This window comes from Quyinboa mangrovi, from assembly GCF_042219825.1.
In the GTDB taxonomy this organism is placed as follows: Bacteria; Bacteroidota; Bacteroidia; order Bacteroidales; family UBA5342; genus JBHJHP01.
Genome location: NZ_JBHJHQ010000003.1, coordinates 215,199 through 235,188, shown reverse-complemented (window position 1 = coordinate 235,188; position 19,990 = coordinate 215,199). Strand labels below are relative to the sequence as shown.

General features: G+C 38.0%; 19 protein-coding genes. 8 read left to right on the top strand and 11 right to left on the bottom strand.

Annotated elements, in window-relative coordinates; translation table 11 throughout:
- Window positions 1-561: 561 nt before the first annotated feature.
- The 8 genes from trpA to ACE1ET_RS07035 all read right to left on the bottom strand — a co-directional run bounded on the left by trpA (window position 562) and on the right by ACE1ET_RS07035 (window position 7,641).
- Window positions 562-1,338, bottom strand: coding sequence for a tryptophan synthase subunit alpha (trpA, locus tag ACE1ET_RS07070; RefSeq protein ID WP_375727676.1), 777 nt, complete (start codon window positions 1,336-1,338; stop codon window positions 562-564).
- Window positions 1,339-1,347: 9 nt separating this feature from the next.
- Window positions 1,348-2,556, bottom strand: a complete 1,209-nt coding sequence (gene trpB / locus ACE1ET_RS07065) for a tryptophan synthase subunit beta (protein WP_375727675.1) — start codon at window positions 2,554-2,556, stop codon at window positions 1,348-1,350.
- Between the two features lie 44 nt (window positions 2,557-2,600).
- The gene (locus ACE1ET_RS07060) at window positions 2,601-3,245 is read right to left on the bottom strand and encodes a phosphoribosylanthranilate isomerase (RefSeq protein WP_375727674.1); all 645 of its coding nucleotides are present in this window, start codon (window positions 3,243-3,245) and stop codon (window positions 2,601-2,603) included.
- 161 nt (window positions 3,246-3,406) lie between these two features.
- The gene (trpC, locus tag ACE1ET_RS07055) at window positions 3,407-4,198 is read right to left on the bottom strand and encodes an indole-3-glycerol phosphate synthase TrpC (protein ID WP_375727673.1); all 792 of its coding nucleotides are present in this window, start codon (window positions 4,196-4,198) and stop codon (window positions 3,407-3,409) included.
- A 2-nt stretch (window positions 4,199-4,200) separates the two neighbouring features.
- Window positions 4,201-5,187 carry an anthranilate phosphoribosyltransferase gene (trpD, locus tag ACE1ET_RS07050; protein WP_375727672.1) on the bottom strand — a complete coding sequence of 329 codons (987 nt, stop codon included), beginning with the start codon at window positions 5,185-5,187 and terminating at the stop codon, window positions 4,201-4,203.
- A 1-nt stretch (window position 5,188) separates the two neighbouring features.
- A complete protein-coding gene (locus tag ACE1ET_RS07045; protein ID WP_375727671.1) occupies window positions 5,189-5,761 on the bottom strand; it encodes an anthranilate synthase component II in 573 nt (190 codons plus the stop codon).
- Between the two features lie 44 nt (window positions 5,762-5,805).
- Window positions 5,806-6,171 (bottom strand): four helix bundle protein, encoded by a 366-nt coding sequence (locus ACE1ET_RS07040; RefSeq protein ID WP_375727670.1) that lies wholly within the window; start codon window positions 6,169-6,171, stop codon window positions 5,806-5,808.
- A 54-nt stretch (window positions 6,172-6,225) separates the two neighbouring features.
- A complete protein-coding gene (locus ACE1ET_RS07035) occupies window positions 6,226-7,641 on the bottom strand; it encodes an anthranilate synthase component I family protein (RefSeq protein ID WP_375727669.1) in 1,416 nt (471 codons plus the stop codon).
- A 480-nt stretch (window positions 7,642-8,121) separates the two neighbouring features.
- Between ACE1ET_RS07035 and rho the strand changes: the two genes are divergently transcribed.
- The 5 genes from rho (at window position 8,122) to tamL (ending at window position 14,776) form a co-directional block, all read left to right on the top strand.
- Entirely contained in the window at window positions 8,122-9,849 is a 1,728-nt protein-coding gene (gene rho, locus ACE1ET_RS07030; protein WP_375727668.1) for a transcription termination factor Rho, read from the top strand.
- 67 nt (window positions 9,850-9,916) lie between these two features.
- A complete protein-coding gene (murB, locus tag ACE1ET_RS07025; protein ID WP_375727667.1) occupies window positions 9,917-10,927 on the top strand; it encodes a UDP-N-acetylmuramate dehydrogenase in 1,011 nt (336 codons plus the stop codon).
- 3 nt (window positions 10,928-10,930) lie between these two features.
- Window positions 10,931-11,962, top strand: a complete 1,032-nt coding sequence (gene thiL / locus ACE1ET_RS07020) for a thiamine-phosphate kinase (protein WP_375727666.1) — start codon at window positions 10,931-10,933, stop codon at window positions 11,960-11,962.
- Window positions 11,963-11,969: 7 nt separating this feature from the next.
- Entirely contained in the window at window positions 11,970-12,440 is a 471-nt protein-coding gene (locus ACE1ET_RS07015) for a DUF4268 domain-containing protein (RefSeq protein ID WP_375727665.1), read from the top strand.
- A gap of 47 nt (window positions 12,441-12,487) precedes the next feature.
- Window positions 12,488-14,776, top strand: coding sequence for a translocation and assembly module lipoprotein TamL (gene tamL, locus ACE1ET_RS07010; RefSeq protein ID WP_375727664.1), 2,289 nt, complete (start codon window positions 12,488-12,490; stop codon window positions 14,774-14,776).
- A gap of 1 nt (window position 14,777) precedes the next feature.
- On the opposite strand, the gene ACE1ET_RS07005 is transcribed toward tamL, so the two are convergent.
- Window positions 14,778-16,004 (bottom strand): aminotransferase class I/II-fold pyridoxal phosphate-dependent enzyme, encoded by a 1,227-nt coding sequence (locus ACE1ET_RS07005; RefSeq protein WP_375727663.1) that lies wholly within the window; start codon window positions 16,002-16,004, stop codon window positions 14,778-14,780.
- Window positions 16,005-16,150: 146 nt separating this feature from the next.
- Here ACE1ET_RS07005 and ACE1ET_RS07000 point away from each other — a divergent pair, with 146 nt between their 5' ends.
- Window positions 16,151-17,323: a PAS domain-containing sensor histidine kinase gene (locus tag ACE1ET_RS07000; RefSeq protein WP_375727662.1), complete on the top strand. Its 1,173-nt coding sequence runs from the start codon at window positions 16,151-16,153 to the stop codon at window positions 17,321-17,323.
- Here ACE1ET_RS07000 and ACE1ET_RS06995 read toward each other — a convergent pair.
- The gene (locus ACE1ET_RS06995; RefSeq protein ID WP_375727661.1) at window positions 17,304-17,462 is read right to left on the bottom strand and encodes a hypothetical protein; all 159 of its coding nucleotides are present in this window, start codon (window positions 17,460-17,462) and stop codon (window positions 17,304-17,306) included. The two genes, ACE1ET_RS07000 and ACE1ET_RS06995, sit on opposite strands and share 20 nt — an antisense overlap.
- 104 nt (window positions 17,463-17,566) lie before the next feature.
- Here ACE1ET_RS06995 and ACE1ET_RS06990 point away from each other — a divergent pair, with 104 nt between their 5' ends.
- Complete coding sequence (locus ACE1ET_RS06990) at window positions 17,567-18,070, top strand: TlpA family protein disulfide reductase (RefSeq protein ID WP_375727660.1); 504 nt, start codon at window positions 17,567-17,569, stop codon at window positions 18,068-18,070.
- A gap of 185 nt (window positions 18,071-18,255) precedes the next feature.
- Window positions 18,256-18,924 (top strand): inorganic pyrophosphatase, encoded by a 669-nt coding sequence (locus tag ACE1ET_RS06985; RefSeq protein WP_375727659.1) that lies wholly within the window; start codon window positions 18,256-18,258, stop codon window positions 18,922-18,924.
- Here the strand turns inward: ACE1ET_RS06985 and mutY are convergent.
- Window positions 18,921-19,976 carry an A/G-specific adenine glycosylase gene (mutY, locus tag ACE1ET_RS06980; protein WP_375727658.1) on the bottom strand — a complete coding sequence of 352 codons (1,056 nt, stop codon included), beginning with the start codon at window positions 19,974-19,976 and terminating at the stop codon, window positions 18,921-18,923. The two genes, ACE1ET_RS06985 and mutY, sit on opposite strands and share 4 nt — an antisense overlap.
- Between the last annotated feature and the right edge of the window lie 14 nt (window positions 19,977-19,990).

Genomic DNA, 19,990 nt, shown 5'->3' with positions numbered 1-19,990 from the left:
AAGCCTACTGTCAGTCACATTTTCTTTCTTTTATTCTGACAAAATAGTTACTGGGAGCCAAACAGTATGATATTCAATTGAGTCAAGCCCCGTGACTGCAATTGTAGGTTAGCATTAATTCTAAAAACAAATTTAGAGTACAATAAAGGGTGTGACAATTGGTGATACTACTTAAATTATCATTTTTTTCATAGTAGGGAAAATACCTATTGATGGATATTTAAATTGTTTAAATAGAAATACTTAAGCTGATATTAAAATTTTGTTTCACTTAATATGCATATAGTAATCGATATATATAGAATGCGTGATATGTAATTTAAAACTGGTATAAATAGACGAATAAAATAGTCTTTATATTAGAAAAATAATTATAAATTCTAATATATGATTACTATAAATTCATTTAATTCGAAGTTAATCAATATGTTATGGTTTGTTATAATATTTAGAATATTTATTTTGTATTTATAGTATTTGTTTGTAGAACTTGGCTTAAATTGTTGTATTACAAATGTATATGAATCTGTAGTTTGTATAATCGACTATCATAAATAGATATTATTTGTTGATAACTGATTTTATAAATCTTTCAATATTTGAATTTATATCTCTGCTCAATTCTAATGACTTTACAAATGCACTTCCTATAATCGCTCCGTTTGCATAATTACATGCATTTTCAAAGGTTGATTTATCCTTTATGCCAAAACCAATTAATCTTGGCGAATTAAGTTTAAGATCTTTAATACGCTCAAAATATGCAGTTTGTATTTCATCGATACCGGTTTTTGTTCCGGTTGTTGATGCTGATGAAACCATATATATAAATCCACCGGTCAGTTCGTCAATTTGTTTTACACGGTCACTGCTGGTTTGTGGTGTAATAAGAAATATGTTATGCAGATTATTTGCTTCAAACAGTTTTTTAAAATCTCTTAAATATTCGCTGGCTGGAAGATCCGGGAGGATTAGTCCGTCTATACCAACCTCGTGACACTTCTTTGCAAAACGTTCAATACCGTATTTAAACACAGGATTCAGGTATCCCATTAAAAGCAGTGGGATTTTTACCTTATCACGGATATCTTTTAATTGTTCAAAAAGTCGGTCCAGGGTCATCCCGTTTTTTAAGGCTTGTTCACTTGTTTTTTGAATAACAGGACCATCGGCTAACGGATCACTGAATGGCATGCCAATCTCAATCATATCTGCACCTGATTCTTCAAGCTTTTTAATGATGGTAACAGTATCATTGAGATTCGGATGACCGGCAGTGAAAAATACCGATAATATATTGTTTTTCTTTTTCTGAAAAAGGATGTCTATTCTGTTCATTGATTTGTATTAAAGGATGTTTCGTTTCATCATTTCAGTCATATAAGCTTCCATGTCTTTGTCTCCGCGGCCTGATATTGTTATTACAACTGTTTCATCGGGGCCAAACTTTTTTAGGTCAAGTGCTGCCAATGCATGCGCTGATTCCAGTGCAGGAATAATACCCTCAATTTCGGTCAGGGTAAAAGCGGCATTTAATGCTTCCTGATCGGTGGCGCTCAGAAATTCAGCCCTTCCGCTGTTAAACAGATTGGCATGTAAAGGACCAATTCCAGGATAATCCAGTCCGGCAGAAATAGAATATGGCTCAATGATTTGCCCGTCGTTATCCTGCATTAGGAGAGTTTTGCTTCCATGAATAATACCGGTGTCACCTGTTTTGGTTGTAGCGGCAGTTTCTCCTGTATCAACTCCCAATCCGGCAGCTTCTACCGCAATCAGGTTTACATCCTCATCATTCAGAAAATGATAAAATGAACCAGCAGCATTACTTCCTCCACCAACACAAGCAATGACATGATCCGGTTTCTCATTGCCGGTTTTCTCTTTTAGTTGCCATCTTAATTCTTCACTGATCACCGACTGGAAGAGTGCAACCATATCAGGATAGGGGTGAGGACCGACTACGGATCCGATCAGATAATATGTATCTTCCGGATGATTAATCCAGTCACGTATTGCTTCATTGGTAGCATCTTTAAGCGTTTTATTCCCACAGGTAGCTGCCTTGACCTCTGCTCCCAGCATTTTCATTCTGGCAACATTCGGGGCCTGTCGTTTAATGTCGGTTTCACCCATATAAACAATGCATTGTAGTCCCATTAGGGCACAAACCGTAGCTGTAGCTACACCATGCTGTCCGGCACCGGTTTCTGCAATGATACGGTTCTTACCCATATGCCTTGCCAGCAGTATCTGGCCAATGGTATTATTAAGCTTATGTGAACCGGTATGGTTCAGATCTTCTCTCTTAAGATAAATCTTTGTATTATACTTCCTGCTCAGATTTTTAGCATAATAAAGTGGACTTGGTCTGCCGGCATAATCCTTTTGTAATTCTGCAAATTCTTTTTGAAACGCTTCCGAAAATATAACGGGTTCATATGTATCCAGAAGTTGGTCAATATTGGGTTGTAGCATTTCGGGTATGTATGCTCCTCCAAAATCGCCGTAGAATCCTTCCTGATTTGCAAGATATTTAGATTGTATTCTTCTCATTTTATAAATTTTCTTGTGCACTCAATATTTTAATAATAAGGCGGTTAAAAGTCCCATTTAGGTTCATTCGCCCTGATGTTTGTCAAAAAAGCAGTAAGTTGGTTAACATCTTTTAATCCGGGTTCAGTTTCAAATTTGCTATTCAAATCCAATGCATAAATATTCAGATTGCTTAGATCGGAAATTGCAGATTCATCACCGGGGCCTATTCCTCCACTCATGAAGATAGGTTTACTATTTTTATACCGGTTTAAAATATGCCAGTCGAATTTCGTTCCGCTACCCCCGTATGCCGAAGTTTTGGTGTCAAACAAAAAATAGTCGCAACTTACTTCATAAGACTTCAACTGATTAAAATCGAAATGTTCATCAATCCTGAAAGCTTTGATAATTATAAAACCCAGATCGTGTAACCGGTCGCAAAATTGAGGTGTTTCTTCTCCATGAAGCTGCAATGCTGTCAGATCATATATTTTAGCCAAATCCAGAATGTTTTCAAATGTTTCATTCACAAAAACTCCTGTCTTAATAATTGATGGAGGCAATGATCCCAGAATTTCAGGATTAAGTTTGCCGACTACGTATCGCGGTGATTTGGGATAGAATATAAAACCCATGAAGTCCGGATTTAATGCGGCAACATCTTTAATGCTGTCTTTATATAGCATCCCACATACCTTAATTTTCATTTTTTAAATTTTAGAATCAAGTATCAGGTATCAAGAATCATGATTTTGTTTAATGGAGTCAGTCAGTTGTTAAGTTGTCTTCACCAGACTTCTGGCTTGTTGCCATATTTTTAACTCCAGATAATTATACATCATATTAATTTTTATCTTGATTCTGGTGTCTAGATACCTGTGTTTTTAATGTTTTTTATAAAATCAATACAAGCTTGCCCCGGATCATTGGTTTTCATGAAATTTTCGCCAATAAGAAAACCTTCAAAACCAAATTGCTTCAGGTATTGAATGTTCTTTATATCGCTGATTCCGCTTTCGGCTACCTTAACACAATTCTCAGGAATAAACTTTCCAACTTCAACCGAGGTGTCAATATTAACCTCAAAGGTTTTCAGGTTTCTATTGTTGACGCCGACAATTTCGATGATGGGATCGTACTTTTCAAGTTCTTCAGCATTATGAACCTCAAACAAAACTTCAAGGCCAAGGGAGTATGCATACTGAGCCAGTGATTTTACTTCATCTTTCTCAAGTATCGCTGCAATCAAAAGGATAGCACTTGCCCCTATTGCACGGGCTTCCAGAATTTGAAACGGATCAATAATAAAGTCTTTTCTAAGAATTGGGATCGTTGTTACATCGCGTGCATCGGTGAGGTCCTGTGCGGTTCCTCCGAAAAATGCTTTGTCGGTTAGAACCGAAATAGCACTGGCGCCTGCTTGTTCGTAATTTCGGGTTACATCCTGAACCTGCGCATTCCCATTTATCAGTCCTTTTGAAGGTGATTTACGTTTAAATTCGCAGATAATTCCCGACTTTTCCGGATCCTGTAAAAATGTTTTTAAAGACGGAATAGCAGCGGAACTGATGCTTTTCTCCAGCTGTTTTTCAGAAATCATCACCTTTTTTTCGGCGACTTCTACTTTTTTATTGGCTACTATCTTATCGAGAATATTCATGATCAGTTCGTAATCTGTTTTAGTACGTTTAGCGCTTTACCACCCATAAGTGATTCGCGTGCATCTTCTATGCAGCCCTCGAGTGTTTTGGAATTTCTGACGCATTTCAGGGCCATTCCGGCATTTGACAAAACGGCGTTGTTCTGAGCTTCGGTTCCTTGGCCGGTAAGAACGGATTCGAAAATTTCGGCGGCTTCCTTTACAGAGTGTCCTGCAAATAGTTCTTCCTCTTTCAGTTGTCTGAACCCAAGATCTTCCGGTCGCATCACTTCTTCGGTTACGTTGGTTGTAATTTTGAAGTCTCCTGTGAGGGAAATTTCATCATAACCGTCAAGCGAATGAATAATAATATAGTTTGTATCAGTCTGCTGAAGAATATAATTGTACATCCTCATTGTTTCAAGGTTGTAAACACCGGCCATCTGATTTTTCGGTTTCGATGGATTAATAATAGGACCAAGTACATTAAAAAAGGTCTTCATACCAAGCTCTCTGCGTATCGGTGCTACAGCTTTCATGGCAGGATGAAACAACGGTGCATGCAAAAAACAGATGTTGTGTTTATCTATCTGATTCTTCAGCTTATCCACGTCGTCGGTAAACTTGTAGCCAAAATATTCCATCACATTGCTGGATCCGCACGAAGATGAAACGCTGTAATTTCCGTGCTTAGCAACCTTTTCGCCGGCACCGGCAACCACAAGGGATGAAAGGGTTGAGATGTTGAAGGTATTTTTACTGTCACCTCCGGTTCCGCATAAATCAATAGTATAAAAATCACTAAAATCAACTGGAAGGCACAGCTCCTGAAGGGTTTCGCGAAATCCACTCAATTCGTCTACCGTGATGGAACGCATCATGAATACGGTAAGGAATGCTGCAATCTGAGAATTATTAACTTCTCCTTTCGAAATGGCGTACAAAGCCTCTTTCGCTTCTTTTTTAGTCAGCGTTTGATGTTCTGCAAGTCGTTGTAATATCTTTTTCATCTCAGCAATTTTCTAACCAGTTTTTAATCATTTTCTTTCCCTCCGGTGTTAGTATTGACTCAGGATGGAATTGTACGCCTCTGACATTATGTGTCTGGTGGCGTATTCCCATAATCGCACCCTTGTCATCAACAGAGGTAATATGCATTTCTTTGGGAAGGTCTTCTTTGCTTACAACCCACGAATGGTAACGTCCCGCTTCAAATTCTTCTGAAACATTTTTATAAAGCAATTCTTCTTTATCAGTAATTCGCATGGTAGTTGCCACACCGTGGTAAACCTTGTTCAGGTTGTAGATGCTTCCGCCATAAACCTCTGCGATAGCCTGACATCCCAGACAGACACCAAAAATGGACTTGCTTTCGCCCCATCGTTTAATCAGGGGTTTAAGAATTCCTGCTTCGTCAGGAATGCCAGGTCCCGGAGAAAGAAGTATTTTATCATATTTCCCGACTTCCTCAACTGAAATTTCATCATTTCGATATACATCAACCTGCGCAGTACTTAATTCCTTTAAATAATGTACCAGGTTGTATGTAAAACTGTCGTAATTATCAAGCACTAATATTTTCATCTTTTGATAATTTATATATTTAATATTGTATCAAGTATCAAGTATCAGGAATCAAGACTCTGTTTTAGTGATTCACTGAGACGATAAATCATTTTTTGAATTTCTTTAAGATCATTGATGACAGAGCTAACATTTTCTTCTGATACATAACCCAGATCAATGCATAAAAATAATTGTGTCTCTAATTCAAAAGCTGAGCCGTTTGCGATTGAATGAAATCGAACAAATTCTTTATTTGTATGTCTTCCTGCACCTTCGGCAATGTTTGATGGTATCGATAAAACCGCACGTTGCATCTGACTAATTAAAACATATTGTTGATTTTGATCTATCGAATCTGTTAATGTATAAATAGATTTTACTAAACTTCTGGCTTGTTGCCATATTTTTAACTCCGGATAATTATGCATCCTAAATTATTTTAGTTAATCTTGATACTTGTGTCCTGATACTTGTGTCTATAGCTATATTTCTTTGGCTGTTTCTATTGCTTTCTTCAAAGCCCCCAGCTTATTATTAACTTCGTTAAGCTCGCTTTCTTCCTTCGATTCCGAAACGATTCCTGCACCGGCCTGATAATAAAGTGTATTGTTTTTACATAAAAATGAACGAATCATTATGGCATGGTTCACATCGCCATTGAATCCAAGAAAACCGATGGCACCACCATAATAACCTCTTGCTTCAGATTCATATTTATCAATCAGTTCCATTGCTTTATACTTTGGTGCTCCGGATAATGTTCCTGCCGGGAATGTGTTTCCTAAAACTTCTATAGGGTTCGTGCCTTTATTCAGCTTGCCGCTAACCTCAGAAACCAAATGAAGTACGTGGGAATAATATTGAACTTCCCTGTAGGTTTCTACAATAACATGGTCCGAATTCCGACTCAGATCATTTCTTGCCAGGTCTACCAACATTACATGCTCGGCATTTTCTTTTTCATCCTTACAAAGCTTATCTGCCAGAATTCTGTCTTGTTCGTCATTTCCGGTTCTTTTAAAGGTCCCGGCTATCGGATTAATAATTGCTTTGCCTTTTTCAACCTTAATTTCCGCCTCCGGGGATGATCCGAATATTTTATATCCGCCAAAGTCGAAATAAAACAGATAAGGAGAGGGATTGATGTTTCTTAAAGCACGATACACATTAAACTCATCACCTTTAAATTTCTGAGAAAACCGTCTTGAAAGTACGATTTGAAAAACATCGCCTCTAAAGCAGTGTGACTTTCCGTGCGTAACCATATTCATATATTCCTGATCTGTCAGGTTGGAGACTTCATCCATTGAAGGATTGAATTTATGGGCGCCCAGTTTTTTATCGTTCAGGATCACCTTAATTCTGTCCAGTGTCCTGTCTTCGCCTTCCATAAGATTTTCGGTCAGATATATCCGGTTGTTAAAATGGTCGAACGTAATAATATAACGGTAAAAGAAATAGCGCATCTCAGGAATGTGATATCCTACCGGCTCGGGCGAACTGAATTTGATGTTTTCGAAATACTGAACGGCGTCATAGGCACTGTACCCGAAAATGCCGTTGTTATCCATGTCTTCACCCAATCTGAAAATGTCGAATGAATCCAGAAACTTTTTAAGCTCATCCACAACTTTAACTGAGCCGGTAATTTCCCTGTCTTCTTTAGATCCGTCAGCGTATAGAATTTTTATCAGGTTTTGGTTGACCTCAAACCCACCTTTGACATCGAAACAGATAAAACTGCGGCTGTTACGGTTCCCGTGATAATCCGAACTTTCCAGTAGTGAAGTGTTGGGGAATTTGTCCCGCAACTTCAGGTAAATGCTGACAGGAGTTTCCGTGTCCGTTATGCCTGCAGGTAATGCCTGTGTGTGTGCTAAAATCTTTATCGGCTTCATATGTTGTTATTTTTAAATAAAAAAAGACCTGCCGGGAATTCCGACAGGTCTTATATTTTTAACATAGAACGACCAGCTTATTTCCCGGATTTAAGAAATAATCTGTGCCACCACCATGTATTTGTTTCGAAAAATGTCATTTTGTTTGTTTCTTTTGCAAAAGTAAGACAATTTTTAAAAAAACAAAATATTCTGATTTGCAATGCTGTTAAATGAAAATATGCATCGATATAAACAAAATGTAAATCAGGATGTTATTAGATTATTGTAACGTGAAATTATGATTACGAGATATAAGTTTTGTTAAACCTTATTTGAAAATCCTTCGGGTTGCTAAAAAAGTTTTGCACAATTGTTAATTTGATTTATATTTGCACCCACAGGACTACAACGTTTTTGATTCAAACTCACAACGTTTTTCTAAGATAATCATATAAATTTATTTATCCTTTCATTTACTAGTGATATAATCATTTAATTATGTATGACATTATTGAGTTAAGCAATAAGCTTTTACCAGATTTGAGGGCAATTGCGAAAGACCTGGATATCAAAAGTGTTGAAAAATACAGGAAACAGGATTTGATTTATAAAATTCTTGATGTTCAGGCTGTAAAGGCTTCGGAAGGATCCGGAGCTGATGCAGATAAAAAGCAAAGACCCAGAAGAACACGAATAAAAGTATCTGGAGAAGCTGCTGCTTCTGCAACTTCTGAAGGGAAGTTTGTTAAACGAAATGCCGTTAAACCTGAAGAAGACAAAAATACCAAAGAAGAAAAGGAATCATCCAAACCTGTGATCAACACCCGTTATGAATCTCAAAGTAACGATGATTACAAGGCACCTCCAAAGGTTGAGAAAAAAAGAGAGATCACAACTTCTTCATTTAAAAAGGCAAATAAAGAGAGACCGGGTAATGGTAATGGCAATAGTAAGCCTCAACCCTGGCAACAAAACGGGGATAACAGGCCCCGTCAGCAAAGCAATAATAATGGGAATGTAGGTTCTCAGCAAACGAGACCTGCTGCGACTAAGGAGAAAAAGCAACAGGATCTTCCTGATGGATTAGACAAGAACTTTGAGTTTGATGGAATTATTTCAAGTTCTGGTGTTCTTGAAATCATGCAGGATGGTTACGGATTCTTACGTTCTTCGGACTTTAATTATTTGAATTCTCCGGACGATATATATGTATCGCAGTCGCAGATTAAATTATTTGGGTTAAAAACCGGTGATACAGTTACCGGAACTATTCGTCCTCCCAAAGAGGGCGAAAAATATTTCCCGTTGATTAAGATCAGTACCATCAATGGTCGCTCACCTGATGAGATACGCGACAGGGTACCGTTTGATCACCTTACACCGTTGTTCCCAAATGAGAAGTTCAACTTATGTGGTGGAAAACATTCCAATATTTCGACAAGAGTTGTGGATATGTTTTCTCCAATCGGTAAAGGGCAGCGCGGTTTAATTGTGGCTCAGCCGAAAACCGGTAAGACAGTACTATTGAAAGACATCGCCAACGCTATCTCGGAAAATAATCCGGAAGTTTATCTGTTGATCCTGTTGATTGACGAACGTCCGGAAGAGGTGACAGATATGGCACGCAGTGTAAATGCAGAAGTTATTGCATCAACATTTGATGAACCTGCAGATCGCCATGTAAAAGTAGCCAATATTGTATTGGAAAAAGCCAAGCGTATGGTTGAATGTGGTCACGATGTCGTTATTCTTTTAGACTCTATTACACGTTTGGCACGTGCTTACAATACTGTAGCTCCGGCATCAGGTAAAGTGTTGTCCGGTGGTGTGGATGCAAATGCATTACACAAACCAAAACGGTTCTTTGGTGCTGCACGTAATATTGAAGAAGGCGGATCACTTACTATTTTGGCAACAGCGTTGACCGAGACCGGTTCAAAAATGGACGATGTAATTTTTGAAGAGTTTAAAGGAACCGGTAACATGGAATTGCAGCTTGACCGCAAACTTTCAAACCGTCGTATTTTCCCTTCTGTGGATATCATTGCTTCAAGTACACGTCGCGAAGATTTGTTGCTTGATTCTGAATTCCTCAACAGAATGTGGATACTGCGTAAGTTCTTAAGCGATATGACTTCCCTGGAAGCAATGGAATTCCTGAAAGACAGACTGGTAAAAACCAGTAGTAACGAAGAATTCCTGATTACAATGAATCAGGGCTATTAATATTAAACAAAAGGATTTTAAAGGTCTGCTCTATAAGGGGCAGACTTTTCTGTATATATAACTTAGTATGCTGCATCGGAAATTTTCGTTAAAACAATACAATACGTTTGGCCTGGATGTTACCGCAAACTATTTTTTTGAATATGAGGCGGTGCATGATCTGGTGGACTTTTTGTCGGAAACCGATCTGAAGTCACATCCGGTGTTTTTTCTTGGTGGTGGCAGCAATGTGTTGTTCACTAAGAACTTTGACGGTTTGATCCTTCACTCCAGAATTGAAGGAAAGGAAATTGTATATGAAGATCACGACAACGTTTATGTACGTGTAGGAGCCGGGGAAGACTGGGATGAATTTGTGGGGTGGTGTGTGGAGAATGAATACGGCGGTGTAGAAAATCTTTCACTGATTCCAGGTCATGTAGGGGCATCGCCGGTTCAGAATATCGGAGCTTACGGTGTGGAGGCGAAGGATGTGATTGATGTTGTGGAAGCCGTGAATTTTAATACTGGTAAAATCAGTAAGTTCTTAAATGAAGAATGTGAATTTGGTTATAGGGACAGCATTTTTAAGAATGCTTTGAAAGATAAATTTATTGTTACACGGGTAACCTTCAAGCTTTCAAAAAAGCCAGGTTTTGTTCTTAATTATGGCAATGTTTCAAATTACCTGAAAGAAAAATACGGTGAACCGACATTGCAGAATATCAGGCAATCCATCATTGAAATCAGGGAAAGTAAGTTGCCCGATCCTGAGAAGACTGGAAATGCAGGAAGCTTTTTTAAAAACCCCGTGGTTTCTGATGATATTTTTTCTGTATTAAAAGAACAAAACCCGGATATTCCATCGTATGAAGTTGAAAACGGGTTTAAGATTCCTGCCGCATGGCTTATTGATCAGTGTAATTTGAAGGGATATAAAATTGGTGGAGCCCAGGTGCACGATAAACAACCGTTGGTTATTATAAATACTGGCAAAGCAACAGCTGATGATATTGTAGCACTTTCTGATCACGTAAGACAAAAAGTAAAAGATAATTTTGGAATAACACTTCATCAGGAAGTGATATTTATAGGATAGATTATGGCTGATAAAAAAAGCATCAAAGATTTAGGAGAATTTGGATTGATAGATTATCTGACGAAAGATATCGTTCCAATCCACAAATCAACGTTGAAAGGTATTGGCGACGATGCTGCTGTTTTGGATTATAAGAATAAGCAGGTCGTTGTTACTACAGATCTCCTGCTGGAAGGCATTCACTTTGATCTGGTTTATACGCCCTTAAAGCATCTTGGGTATAAAGCCGTGGTTGTTAATTTGTCGGATGTTGTTGCCATGAATGCTACACCAAAACAGATTACAGTGTCAATCGGCATTTCTTCCCGGTTCACCCTTGAAATGGTTGAGGAATTATACAGTGGGATCAGGCTGGCTTGCGAAACTTATCAGGTAGATTTGGTCGGTGGTGATACTTCGGCATCATTAACCGGCTTAACCATTAGTATTACCTGCATTGGAGAAGGAAAGAAAGATGAGCTTGTCTATCGTTCGGGAGCAAAAGATACGGATATTATTTGTGTAACAGGAGATTTAGGTGCTGCCTATGTGGGCTTACAACTCCTGGAACGCGAAAAAAAGGTGCTTGAAGATGTTAAAGGTGTTCAGCCCGATTTTGAAGGATTTGAATATGTGCTTGAGAAACAACTTAAGCCTGAAGTTCGGTTGGATATTATCAAAAATCTGCGTGAGAAAGAAATTCCGGTCACTTCGATGATGGATATTTCAGACGGGCTTTCGTCAGAATTATTACATATTTGTAAGCAATCCGAATGCGGATGCAGAGTGTACGAAGACCGGATTCCGATTGATTACCAGACAGCAAAACTTGCAGAAGAGTTTAATATGAACCTGGTAACTGCAGCCCTGAATGGTGGAGAGGATTACGAGTTGTTATTCACCGTGCCGATAGATTATTATGACAAAGTAGTTATGATTGAAGGGGTTAAGGTGATTGGTCATATTACTACGCCGGAGCTTGGAGCGTACTTAGTAACAAGAGGAGATCAGGAAATTCCCCTAATTGCGCAGGGATGGAATAGTATGGCAGAATAATTACCTGATGTACAGTAAAGAAGAAGAAAAGGAAATTAAGCTTGAATTCTGGCAGAATTTCAACGAATATTGCAGAAAACATCCTAAACTCAAAAGACAGAAGGTGCCTTTTATTCTGCATAATACAGGTATTAACCATGTAGATCTTAAGTTTGATGTGGGACGTGAATGGATCAGGGTGGCAATTGAAGTGAACCACAGAAATGAGGCTCGTCGGTTGGATGTGTATGAGTACGTTGAAGCTTTTAAAGTAATTTTAGAGCAGGACCTTGAAAATGTTATCTGGAATTTTGCGTTTATCAGGGAAAACGGACAGGAAGTGGGGAGAGGTTATGTGGAAAAAACAGGGGTTGATTATCTTAATTCTCCGGATTGGCAGGAGATTTTCAGGTTCATGGTGGACAACATGATTATATTACAACAGAATTTCTTTGAGATCAGGGATACATTAAAACAACAATTACGATCAGTTATGTGAGGTAAAAGCTTTAATAAATTCATTATTTTTACAAAAAACTGTCGGGCTTGAGACCACAATACATCTTAATACTACTATTCATTTTGCTTTTAGGTGCATGTAAACCAACCAAATATGTGCCTGAGAATGAATATCTGTTGAGCGATGTAAAAATCAATTTTGAGGAACTCGAAATGAATCCTTCAGACTTGAAACCTTATCTCAAACAAAAGCCAAACCTTAAAATCTTAGGTCTTTTTAAATTCCATCTTGGATTATATAATATGTCCGGTTCAAATATGGATAGGTGGTGGAACAGATGGTTCCGCAGAATAGGAGAGGAACCTGTTGTTTACGATGAATTTTTGGTTGAAAGGTCAGCACAGGAGCTGCAAAAATACCTCAATAACAAAGGATATTTATATGCAGATGTTGAGGACACCACCATATTTCTTGAAAGAAAGCACAAGGCAAAAGTAATTTACGATGTAACGCCAAATAAACCATTTACCATTCTGGATCATAAAGAGCGAATTGATGATCCAAATATAAAATCGTTAGTTGATGCAGATTCAGCAAATACTCTGATAAAGGATGGTGACAATTTTGATGTTGATATATTAAACCAGGAGCGTGACCGAATTACCAATTTATTACGCCAAAAAGGGTATTACAATTTTTCCCGGGATTACATCTATTATATGGCTGACAGCAGCATACAACCTTTAAGTATTGTTGATACACTTATCTTGCGTAATCCTACAATAGTTAATGCATTGAACCAAAAGGTGGAATCCACACATCTGCAATATACCATCAGGGATATTTATTTTATAACCGATTTTGATCCCCAAAAAGCATTAAAAGAACCGTCTACCTATTATGAAGCATTCGATACAACAGAGTATAACGGCCTAAAAATCCTGTATCAGGATAAATTAAAAATTAAACCGCTTATTCTGTCTGTCAATAATCTGATAAGGCGAGGAGAGTTATTTAATTATCGCAATGTGGAAAGAACACATGCTTTGCTGGCAGCAATTCCTATCATAAGATATGTCAATATCAGGTTTAATGAAAATAAAACTATTGAACCAACACTGGACTGTTTTATCCAGATTACATACGCAAAATCTCAGGGTTACTCATTTGACATTGAGGGTACAAATCAGTCAGGTAATATTGGGGCAGCAATAAACCTTGGATACAATCATAAGAACCTTTTTAAAGGAGGTGAGATGTTCAATACCAAGCTTAGTGTGGCACGTGAAACCCAGACCGGATTAAAGGATAAAACGGCATTTAACTCTGATGAGCTTGGGTTTGAAACTTCGCTTTTATATCCACGTTTTCTGTTTCCATTCCTGAGTAATTATTTTGTGGATAATATAAAGTCGAACACAAACTTTAAGGCCTCAATTAACTTTCAGCGGCGCCCGGATTATGAACGCTATATTGCCAGTCTCGGGACCCAGTATAATTTAAAAAATAAAAGTAACTGGAGCCATCAGTTTATTTTTCCGGATCTGAATTATGTCAGTATCCCTTTTATGACCGATACGTTTAAACAGTACATAAATCCTACATTTCTGAAATACAGTTACGAGAATCACGTGATTCTTGGAGCCGGTTATAACGTGGCATTTAACGATCAGGAAATTAGAAAATACCGCGATTCCAAATATTTCAGAATTGGCTTTGAAAGCTCCGGTAATTTTATGTATTTGTATAATCAGATAGCCGGAACGACGAGACCCGAAAACGGTTATAATTTTCTTGGCATCAAATATTCGCAATATGTAAAATTTGATTTGGAAGGCACCTACAACCGTCGAATAGATGATAAGAATGCTATTGTTTATCACGCGGCATTTGGCTTAGGCCTGCCTTATGGTAACAGTGATGTTTTGCCTTTTGAAAAACGCTATTTTGGTGGAGGGGCCAACGGAGTAAGGGGTTGGCAGGTACGGCAATTGGGACCCGGTATATTTAAAGAAGCCAATTCAATTTATATGAATAAAACCGGAGATGTGAAATTGCAGTTCAATCTGGAATACAGGTTTAAGCTGATTTGGGTGGTTGAGGGAGCTTTATTTTCTGATGTCGGAAATATCTGGACTATCAGGGATTACAACGAAGATCAGCCCGGTGGCGTGTTCCGGTTCAATAGCTTTTATAATCAGCTGGCTATGGCTTATGGAATTGGAGCCCGGCTCGATTTCAGTTTTTTCGTTTTCCGCGTAGATCTTGGAATCCGGGGATATGATCCGGCCCGCCCTGCCGGAAACCGTTGGGTAAGTTCACCATCGTTTACTAACGATATGGTACTGAATCTTGCAATCGGTTATCCTTTCTGATCTAACTTAGTGCCTGACGGATATCTTCAATTAAATCTTTACTGCTTTCAATACCAACAGATAAGCGCATCATTGTTGGTCTGATACCCATTCCTGTACGTTTCTCTTCAGAAAACTCACAATAAATTGTTGACCACGGATGTATAATCAACGATTTGTTATCGTTTAAATTTGTTGCGCGTCGTATAATATTCAACTTGTTCATAAACCGGAAACACGCTTCTTCCGATTCCAGATCAAAAGTCATAATTGTTCCGGGAACTCCGGTAAAATATTTTTGAGCCAGATTGTAATATGCTGATGATTTAAGGCCGGGATAGTCAACGCGGGAAATTGAATTCTCTGCTTCCATAAATTCACCCAGTTTTATGCAATTTTCATAACAGCGTTCCAGACGAAGTTCAAGAATATCCAGACCCTGTATCTGGTAATGTGCGGTTTGGGCAGACATACATGGACCAATATTACGGAATATGTTTTTACGTAGTTTTGCAGCAAATGCATTTGGACCAAATTTCTCAGAATAAATTTTCAGATTCGGATTTTTATTCCAATCGAATGTGCCGTTATCCATAACTGCACCACCAACAGACGTTGCGCCACCCGAAATATATTTGGTTGTTGACATCACTTCAATATCAACACCGTGCTGTATTGATGAAAAGATATTCGGAGGAGTTAGCGTACTGTCCACCACCAATATTATTCCTTTCTCCCTGGCAAGTTCCGATATCATATTAAAATCGGGAATTTCAAGTTGAGGGTTAGTGACTGATTCAAGATAAATTAACCGCGTATTTTGGTCAATCCGGGACATGATACCAGCTTTGTTCTTGAAGTCTACTATTCTGTTTTCGATCTTAAAGGCTTTAATCGTTTGATTGAAAAAAGCATAGGTATGTCCAAAAAGATTTGCTCCTGAGATAATATTATCTCCGGCAGCACATAATGTGAGTATTGTTGTTGATATTGCCGCCATTCCTGATGCCATTGCTATAACCTGATGGCTGTTTGTAAGTGTTTTCAATTTCAATTCAAGGTATTCAACAGTTGGATTTCCGGTTCTGCTGTAGGCATGTGCCGGTAATTTCCCCTGAAAATTATTGGCGATATCTTCCGCTGAATCAAATTCAAAAGCTACCGCATTATAAACCGGCATTTGCAATGCATTATATGGTTCATTTTTAGGATAATCCACGTTTAAAGACCTTGTTGTAAAACTTTTCATATGATACGTTTTTGTTTGATCCCGGCTCAATGTATTCAGAGACTGATGATTAATAATCTTAAATAAAATGGTTATAAATACAAATAATTAAATATGCGTTTACTAATACTCATATATTTTTGCTATTTTGACACAAAAATAATAATATGCCGGTTTCACCGATAATCTTCAGTGAAGATTATAACAAGTTTAAGGATGATGTTGTGCCTAAAAGTGAATATTTGTATTTGCTTCAGAGGTATGATGCCCTTTTTAACGGAAATTTCGACATTGTTTATTTGCATGATGCAAAAGGGAAGCTGTTAGATATAAACGTAGCCGGAACCGATGTATTAGGTTATTCAAGGGAAGAACTTCTTACAATGAATCTGTTGGATGTTGTTTGTCCTGAACACCATTCTGAGATAATTGAGATCATTCAGCGGGTGGCCGATGAAGGTTCGAAAGGATTATCGCGTGAATATAAAGTTAGGACCAAAAATGGCAGAATCATGTGGCTTTATACCCGCTCGAATGTTTTGATTAACGAAAATAACCAGACGTTTATTCAAGGATTTGCTCACGATGTAACACATCGTAAAAAGTATGAAGCCGAATTGCTTGAAGCCAGAAAAAGAGCAGAGGAAAGTGATTTACTGAAATCAGCTTTCCTGGCTAATATGTCGCATGAAATAAGAACTCCTTTAAATGCTATTCTCGGATTTGCTGAACTTATCTCCAACGATGAGTTGGAGTTGGATCAAATAAAGGACTTCAGCACTTTAATTCACAAGAACGGGGAGTACCTTTTGAATATCCTGTCCGATATTATTGACGTGGCAAGAATAGAATCAGGTCAGGTTGAAATTAACAAGGAGAAAGTAAAGATTAATTCGTTGTTAAAAGAGGTGGAGGAAACCATTAGGAATAGTCATCATTACAGGGAAAAGAGAGATAAAGTACAGTTTGAAATTTCTACTAATGGTTATGATCCTGTTATTTACACGGATTCAATCAGACTGAAGCAGGTTTTGTTTAATCTTATCAATAACAGTATTAAATTCACTAATTCAGGTTACGTGAAGCTTGAATATCATCTGAATGAAACACATATGGGAATAACAGTATCGGATAGTGGAATCGGAATTAACAAGGAGTCCCAGGAGATTATTTTCGAAAGATTTGGTCAGGCTGAAGATACAGGAAAAAATAAACTTCCTGGAACCGGATTGGGGTTGTCAATTTGTAAGGGATTGGTTGAATTAATGGGAGGACAGATCTGGATGGAGTCAGAAGTTGGCAAAGGGAGTAAATTTTACTTCACGGTTTCGGTTGAGTAAAAGCCGGTAGCATATTTACGCTGCCACATTCAGGACACATTTCGGTCTGATCAGCACCCATACATGTATCTACCTGATCGTACTCCACATCTTCACCTTCCCAGCCACACTCCAAACAACGGTATTTTTTATCACCCATGACTTAATTTTGAGCTAAAATAAGCATTGAACTCTGTTAAACCATCTAAAAGTAAAATATTCTGAAAATTTATTGGCTATCTTTAGCAACATAAAGCAAAGCATATGATTAAAAAGATATTCGTGTTATTATTCCTGATTCCTGTATTTGCATATGGCCAGGATAAAGAGGTAGAAGTAGGAGACAAGGTCCCTGATTTTACATTTGCGGTCAGCAAAACAAAAAATGCAAGTATTAAGGACTACAGAGGCAAATATGTGCTAATTGTATTTTTTGCAACCTGGTGCGGTCCTTGTATACAGGAATTGCCACATGTAGAAGAACAGATATGGGATGTATATAAAGATAATCCCGATTTTGAGCTTATGGTATTTGGTCGGGAACATACCTGGGAGGAAGTGGATAAATTCAAAGCTATGAAAAATTTTGATATGCCTTTTTATCCGGATCCGGACAGAAATGTATTTTCAAAGTTTGCTACGAAGTATATTCCACGATCATTTTTGATAGATAAAGATGGAAATATAATCTATAAAACCATAGGATTCACAACAGAGGAATTTGAAAAACTGGTCGCAAAAATTAAATCGGATTTAGCATCACAGTAGTCCCGGATACAAAAAAGTGAGCCGCTGGCTATCAGACTTTTATTATCTTTTTTTGTCTTTACAGCATTTAACTCCTTCCTTATTAATTTTAGTTTGGAATAATCATTTTATAGACAGTTATAGTCTGAACACTTTTTTTAAAAGGGTGTTTATATGGTGAACATTAAAACCTTAATAAAATTTATATGGATAAAGTAATGAATCCGATTGGCCGCCTGATGGGTTTAAGGTATAAATCTCATCCATGGCATGGAGTAGAAATCGGAAAGGAGGCACCACAAAAACTAACTTGTTTTGTAGAAATGGTTCCAACGGATACAGTAAAGTTTGAACTGGATAAAAAAACGGGTTACCTGAAAATAGACCGGCCTCAGAAGTATTCTAACATTATCCCTGCGCTTTATGGATTTATTCCACAGACATACTGTAGTGAAAAAGTGGGGGAATATTGCCGTGAAAAAACGGGAAGAGAGGGTGTTCATGGGGACAGGGATCCTCTGGATGTTTGTATTTTAACCGAAAAGGTTATTTCGCATGGCGACATTCTGGTTGATGCCCGTCCAATAGGTGGTTTCAGATTTATTGACGGTAATGAAGCCGATGATAAAATTGTTGCGGTATTGGATAACGACGCGGTGTATGGCAGATATAACGATATCAGTGATTGTTCCAGTGAAGTAATCGACCGTCTTCAGCACTATTTTCTTACATACAAAGATTTGCCGGGGAAACCTATTCAGGCGGAAATTACACATACGTATGGAAAGGAAGAAGCTTACGAGGTGATCCGACGTTCCGTAGAAGATTACAAGACCAAATTTGAAAACCTCTACGAGATTCTTTCGGAAGTTTAGAGATTCCGGTCTTCAAGGAAACGTTCAATAAGCCGGGATACAGGAAAACCCGTTATCTCGCTTTTTTTTATCCTTACCGCATCTTCATCCGATTTGGGAAATTTATCGTTTATTACTGCAAAACGTGCAAAAATAACCTGATGCGACAAGATGTGCTTATACATTTCAGAAAGGAAAGTAATTTCATTATTTTCTGATTCTTTTTTGGCATAATTACTGATTGTAGTCAGAACTGTTTCGTCCTCCAGATTGTCCGTTTCAATTAAAGGAAATTCATACAAACCCTGCCAGATATCATTCCCATTTCTTTTGGTGATCCAGGTTTGTTCCTGATATTCATATACCAGGTAAAGAAAATATCTGGTACGCTGTTTAATACGGTTTTCTTTCACAGGTAGTTTATCAACAAGGTTTTTATGAAATGCTTCGCAACAATCGTTTAAAGTACAGCGGTTACAGTCCGGGTTTTTGGGAATGCAGTATAACGCTCCAAATTCCATCATAGCCTGGTTGTGTTCTCCCGGCTCATGAAGGTCCAGCAGTTCGCCAGCCAGCTCGTTTAAAACCTTTTTCCCTTTCGTGGAATTAACCGGCTCGCTAATGGCGAATAATCTTGAAATGACCCGGGCAACATTGCCATCAAGTACTGCATGAGGAAGATTGAAGGCGATGCTGCCAATAGCTGCAGCAGTGTATTCTCCGACACCTTTTAACGATAAAACAGATCTATAATCAGTTGGGAATATGCCGTTAAATTTTTGGGCAATCTGTTTTGCCGCAAAGTGAAGGTTTCTTGCACGGCTGTAATAGCCCAGGCCTTGCCAGAGTTTTAAAACATCCTGTTCATCTGCATTTGCAAGTGTGTTAACATCAGGAAACTGATTTACAAACCTGAGGTAATAATCCATTCCCTGCTTTACCTGCGTTTGCTGAAGAATAATTTCGGAGATCCATATTTTGTACGGATCAGAAGTTTGTCTCCATGGTAAATCCCGTTTATTCTTTTGATACCATTCCTGAAGTGAAAACCTTAATTTATTAAATGCTGTCATAAATAATATCCTGC

Bases quoted from the DNA above. Each gene is read 5' to 3' on its own strand.
- trpA (WP_375727676.1), bottom strand. From the start codon at position 1,338: ATGAACAGAATAGACATCCTTTTTCAGAAAAAGAAAAACAATATATTA.
- trpB (WP_375727675.1), bottom strand. From the start codon at position 2,556: ATGAGAAGAATACAATCTAAATATCTTGCAAATCAGGAAGGATTCTAC.
- ACE1ET_RS07060 (WP_375727674.1), bottom strand. From the start codon at position 3,245: ATGAAAATTAAGGTATGTGGGATGCTATATAAAGACAGCATTAAAGAT.
- trpC (WP_375727673.1), bottom strand. From the start codon at position 4,198: ATGAATATTCTCGATAAGATAGTAGCCAATAAAAAAGTAGAAGTCGCC.
- trpD (WP_375727672.1), bottom strand. From the start codon at position 5,187: ATGAAAAAGATATTACAACGACTTGCAGAACATCAAACGCTGACTAAA.
- ACE1ET_RS07045 (WP_375727671.1), bottom strand. From the start codon at position 5,761: ATGAAAATATTAGTGCTTGATAATTACGACAGTTTTACATACAACCTG.
- ACE1ET_RS07040 (WP_375727670.1), bottom strand. From the start codon at position 6,171: ATGCATAATTATCCGGAGTTAAAAATATGGCAACAAGCCAGAAGTTTA.
- ACE1ET_RS07035 (WP_375727669.1), bottom strand. From the start codon at position 7,641: ATGAAGCCGATAAAGATTTTAGCACACACACAGGCATTACCTGCAGGC.
- rho (WP_375727668.1), top strand. From the start codon at position 8,122: ATGTATGACATTATTGAGTTAAGCAATAAGCTTTTACCAGATTTGAGG.
- murB (WP_375727667.1), top strand. From the start codon at position 9,917: ATGCTGCATCGGAAATTTTCGTTAAAACAATACAATACGTTTGGCCTG.
- thiL (WP_375727666.1), top strand. From the start codon at position 10,931: ATGGCTGATAAAAAAAGCATCAAAGATTTAGGAGAATTTGGATTGATA.
- ACE1ET_RS07015 (WP_375727665.1), top strand. From the start codon at position 11,970: ATGTACAGTAAAGAAGAAGAAAAGGAAATTAAGCTTGAATTCTGGCAG.
- ACE1ET_RS07005 (WP_375727663.1), bottom strand. From the start codon at position 16,004: ATGAAAAGTTTTACAACAAGGTCTTTAAACGTGGATTATCCTAAAAAT.
- ACE1ET_RS07000 (WP_375727662.1), top strand. From the start codon at position 16,151: ATGCCGGTTTCACCGATAATCTTCAGTGAAGATTATAACAAGTTTAAG.
- ACE1ET_RS06995 (WP_375727661.1), bottom strand. From the start codon at position 17,462: ATGGGTGATAAAAAATACCGTTGTTTGGAGTGTGGCTGGGAAGGTGAA.
- ACE1ET_RS06990 (WP_375727660.1), top strand. From the start codon at position 17,567: ATGATTAAAAAGATATTCGTGTTATTATTCCTGATTCCTGTATTTGCA.
- ACE1ET_RS06985 (WP_375727659.1), top strand. From the start codon at position 18,256: ATGGATAAAGTAATGAATCCGATTGGCCGCCTGATGGGTTTAAGGTAT.
- mutY (WP_375727658.1), bottom strand. From the start codon at position 19,976: ATGACAGCATTTAATAAATTAAGGTTTTCACTTCAGGAATGGTATCAA.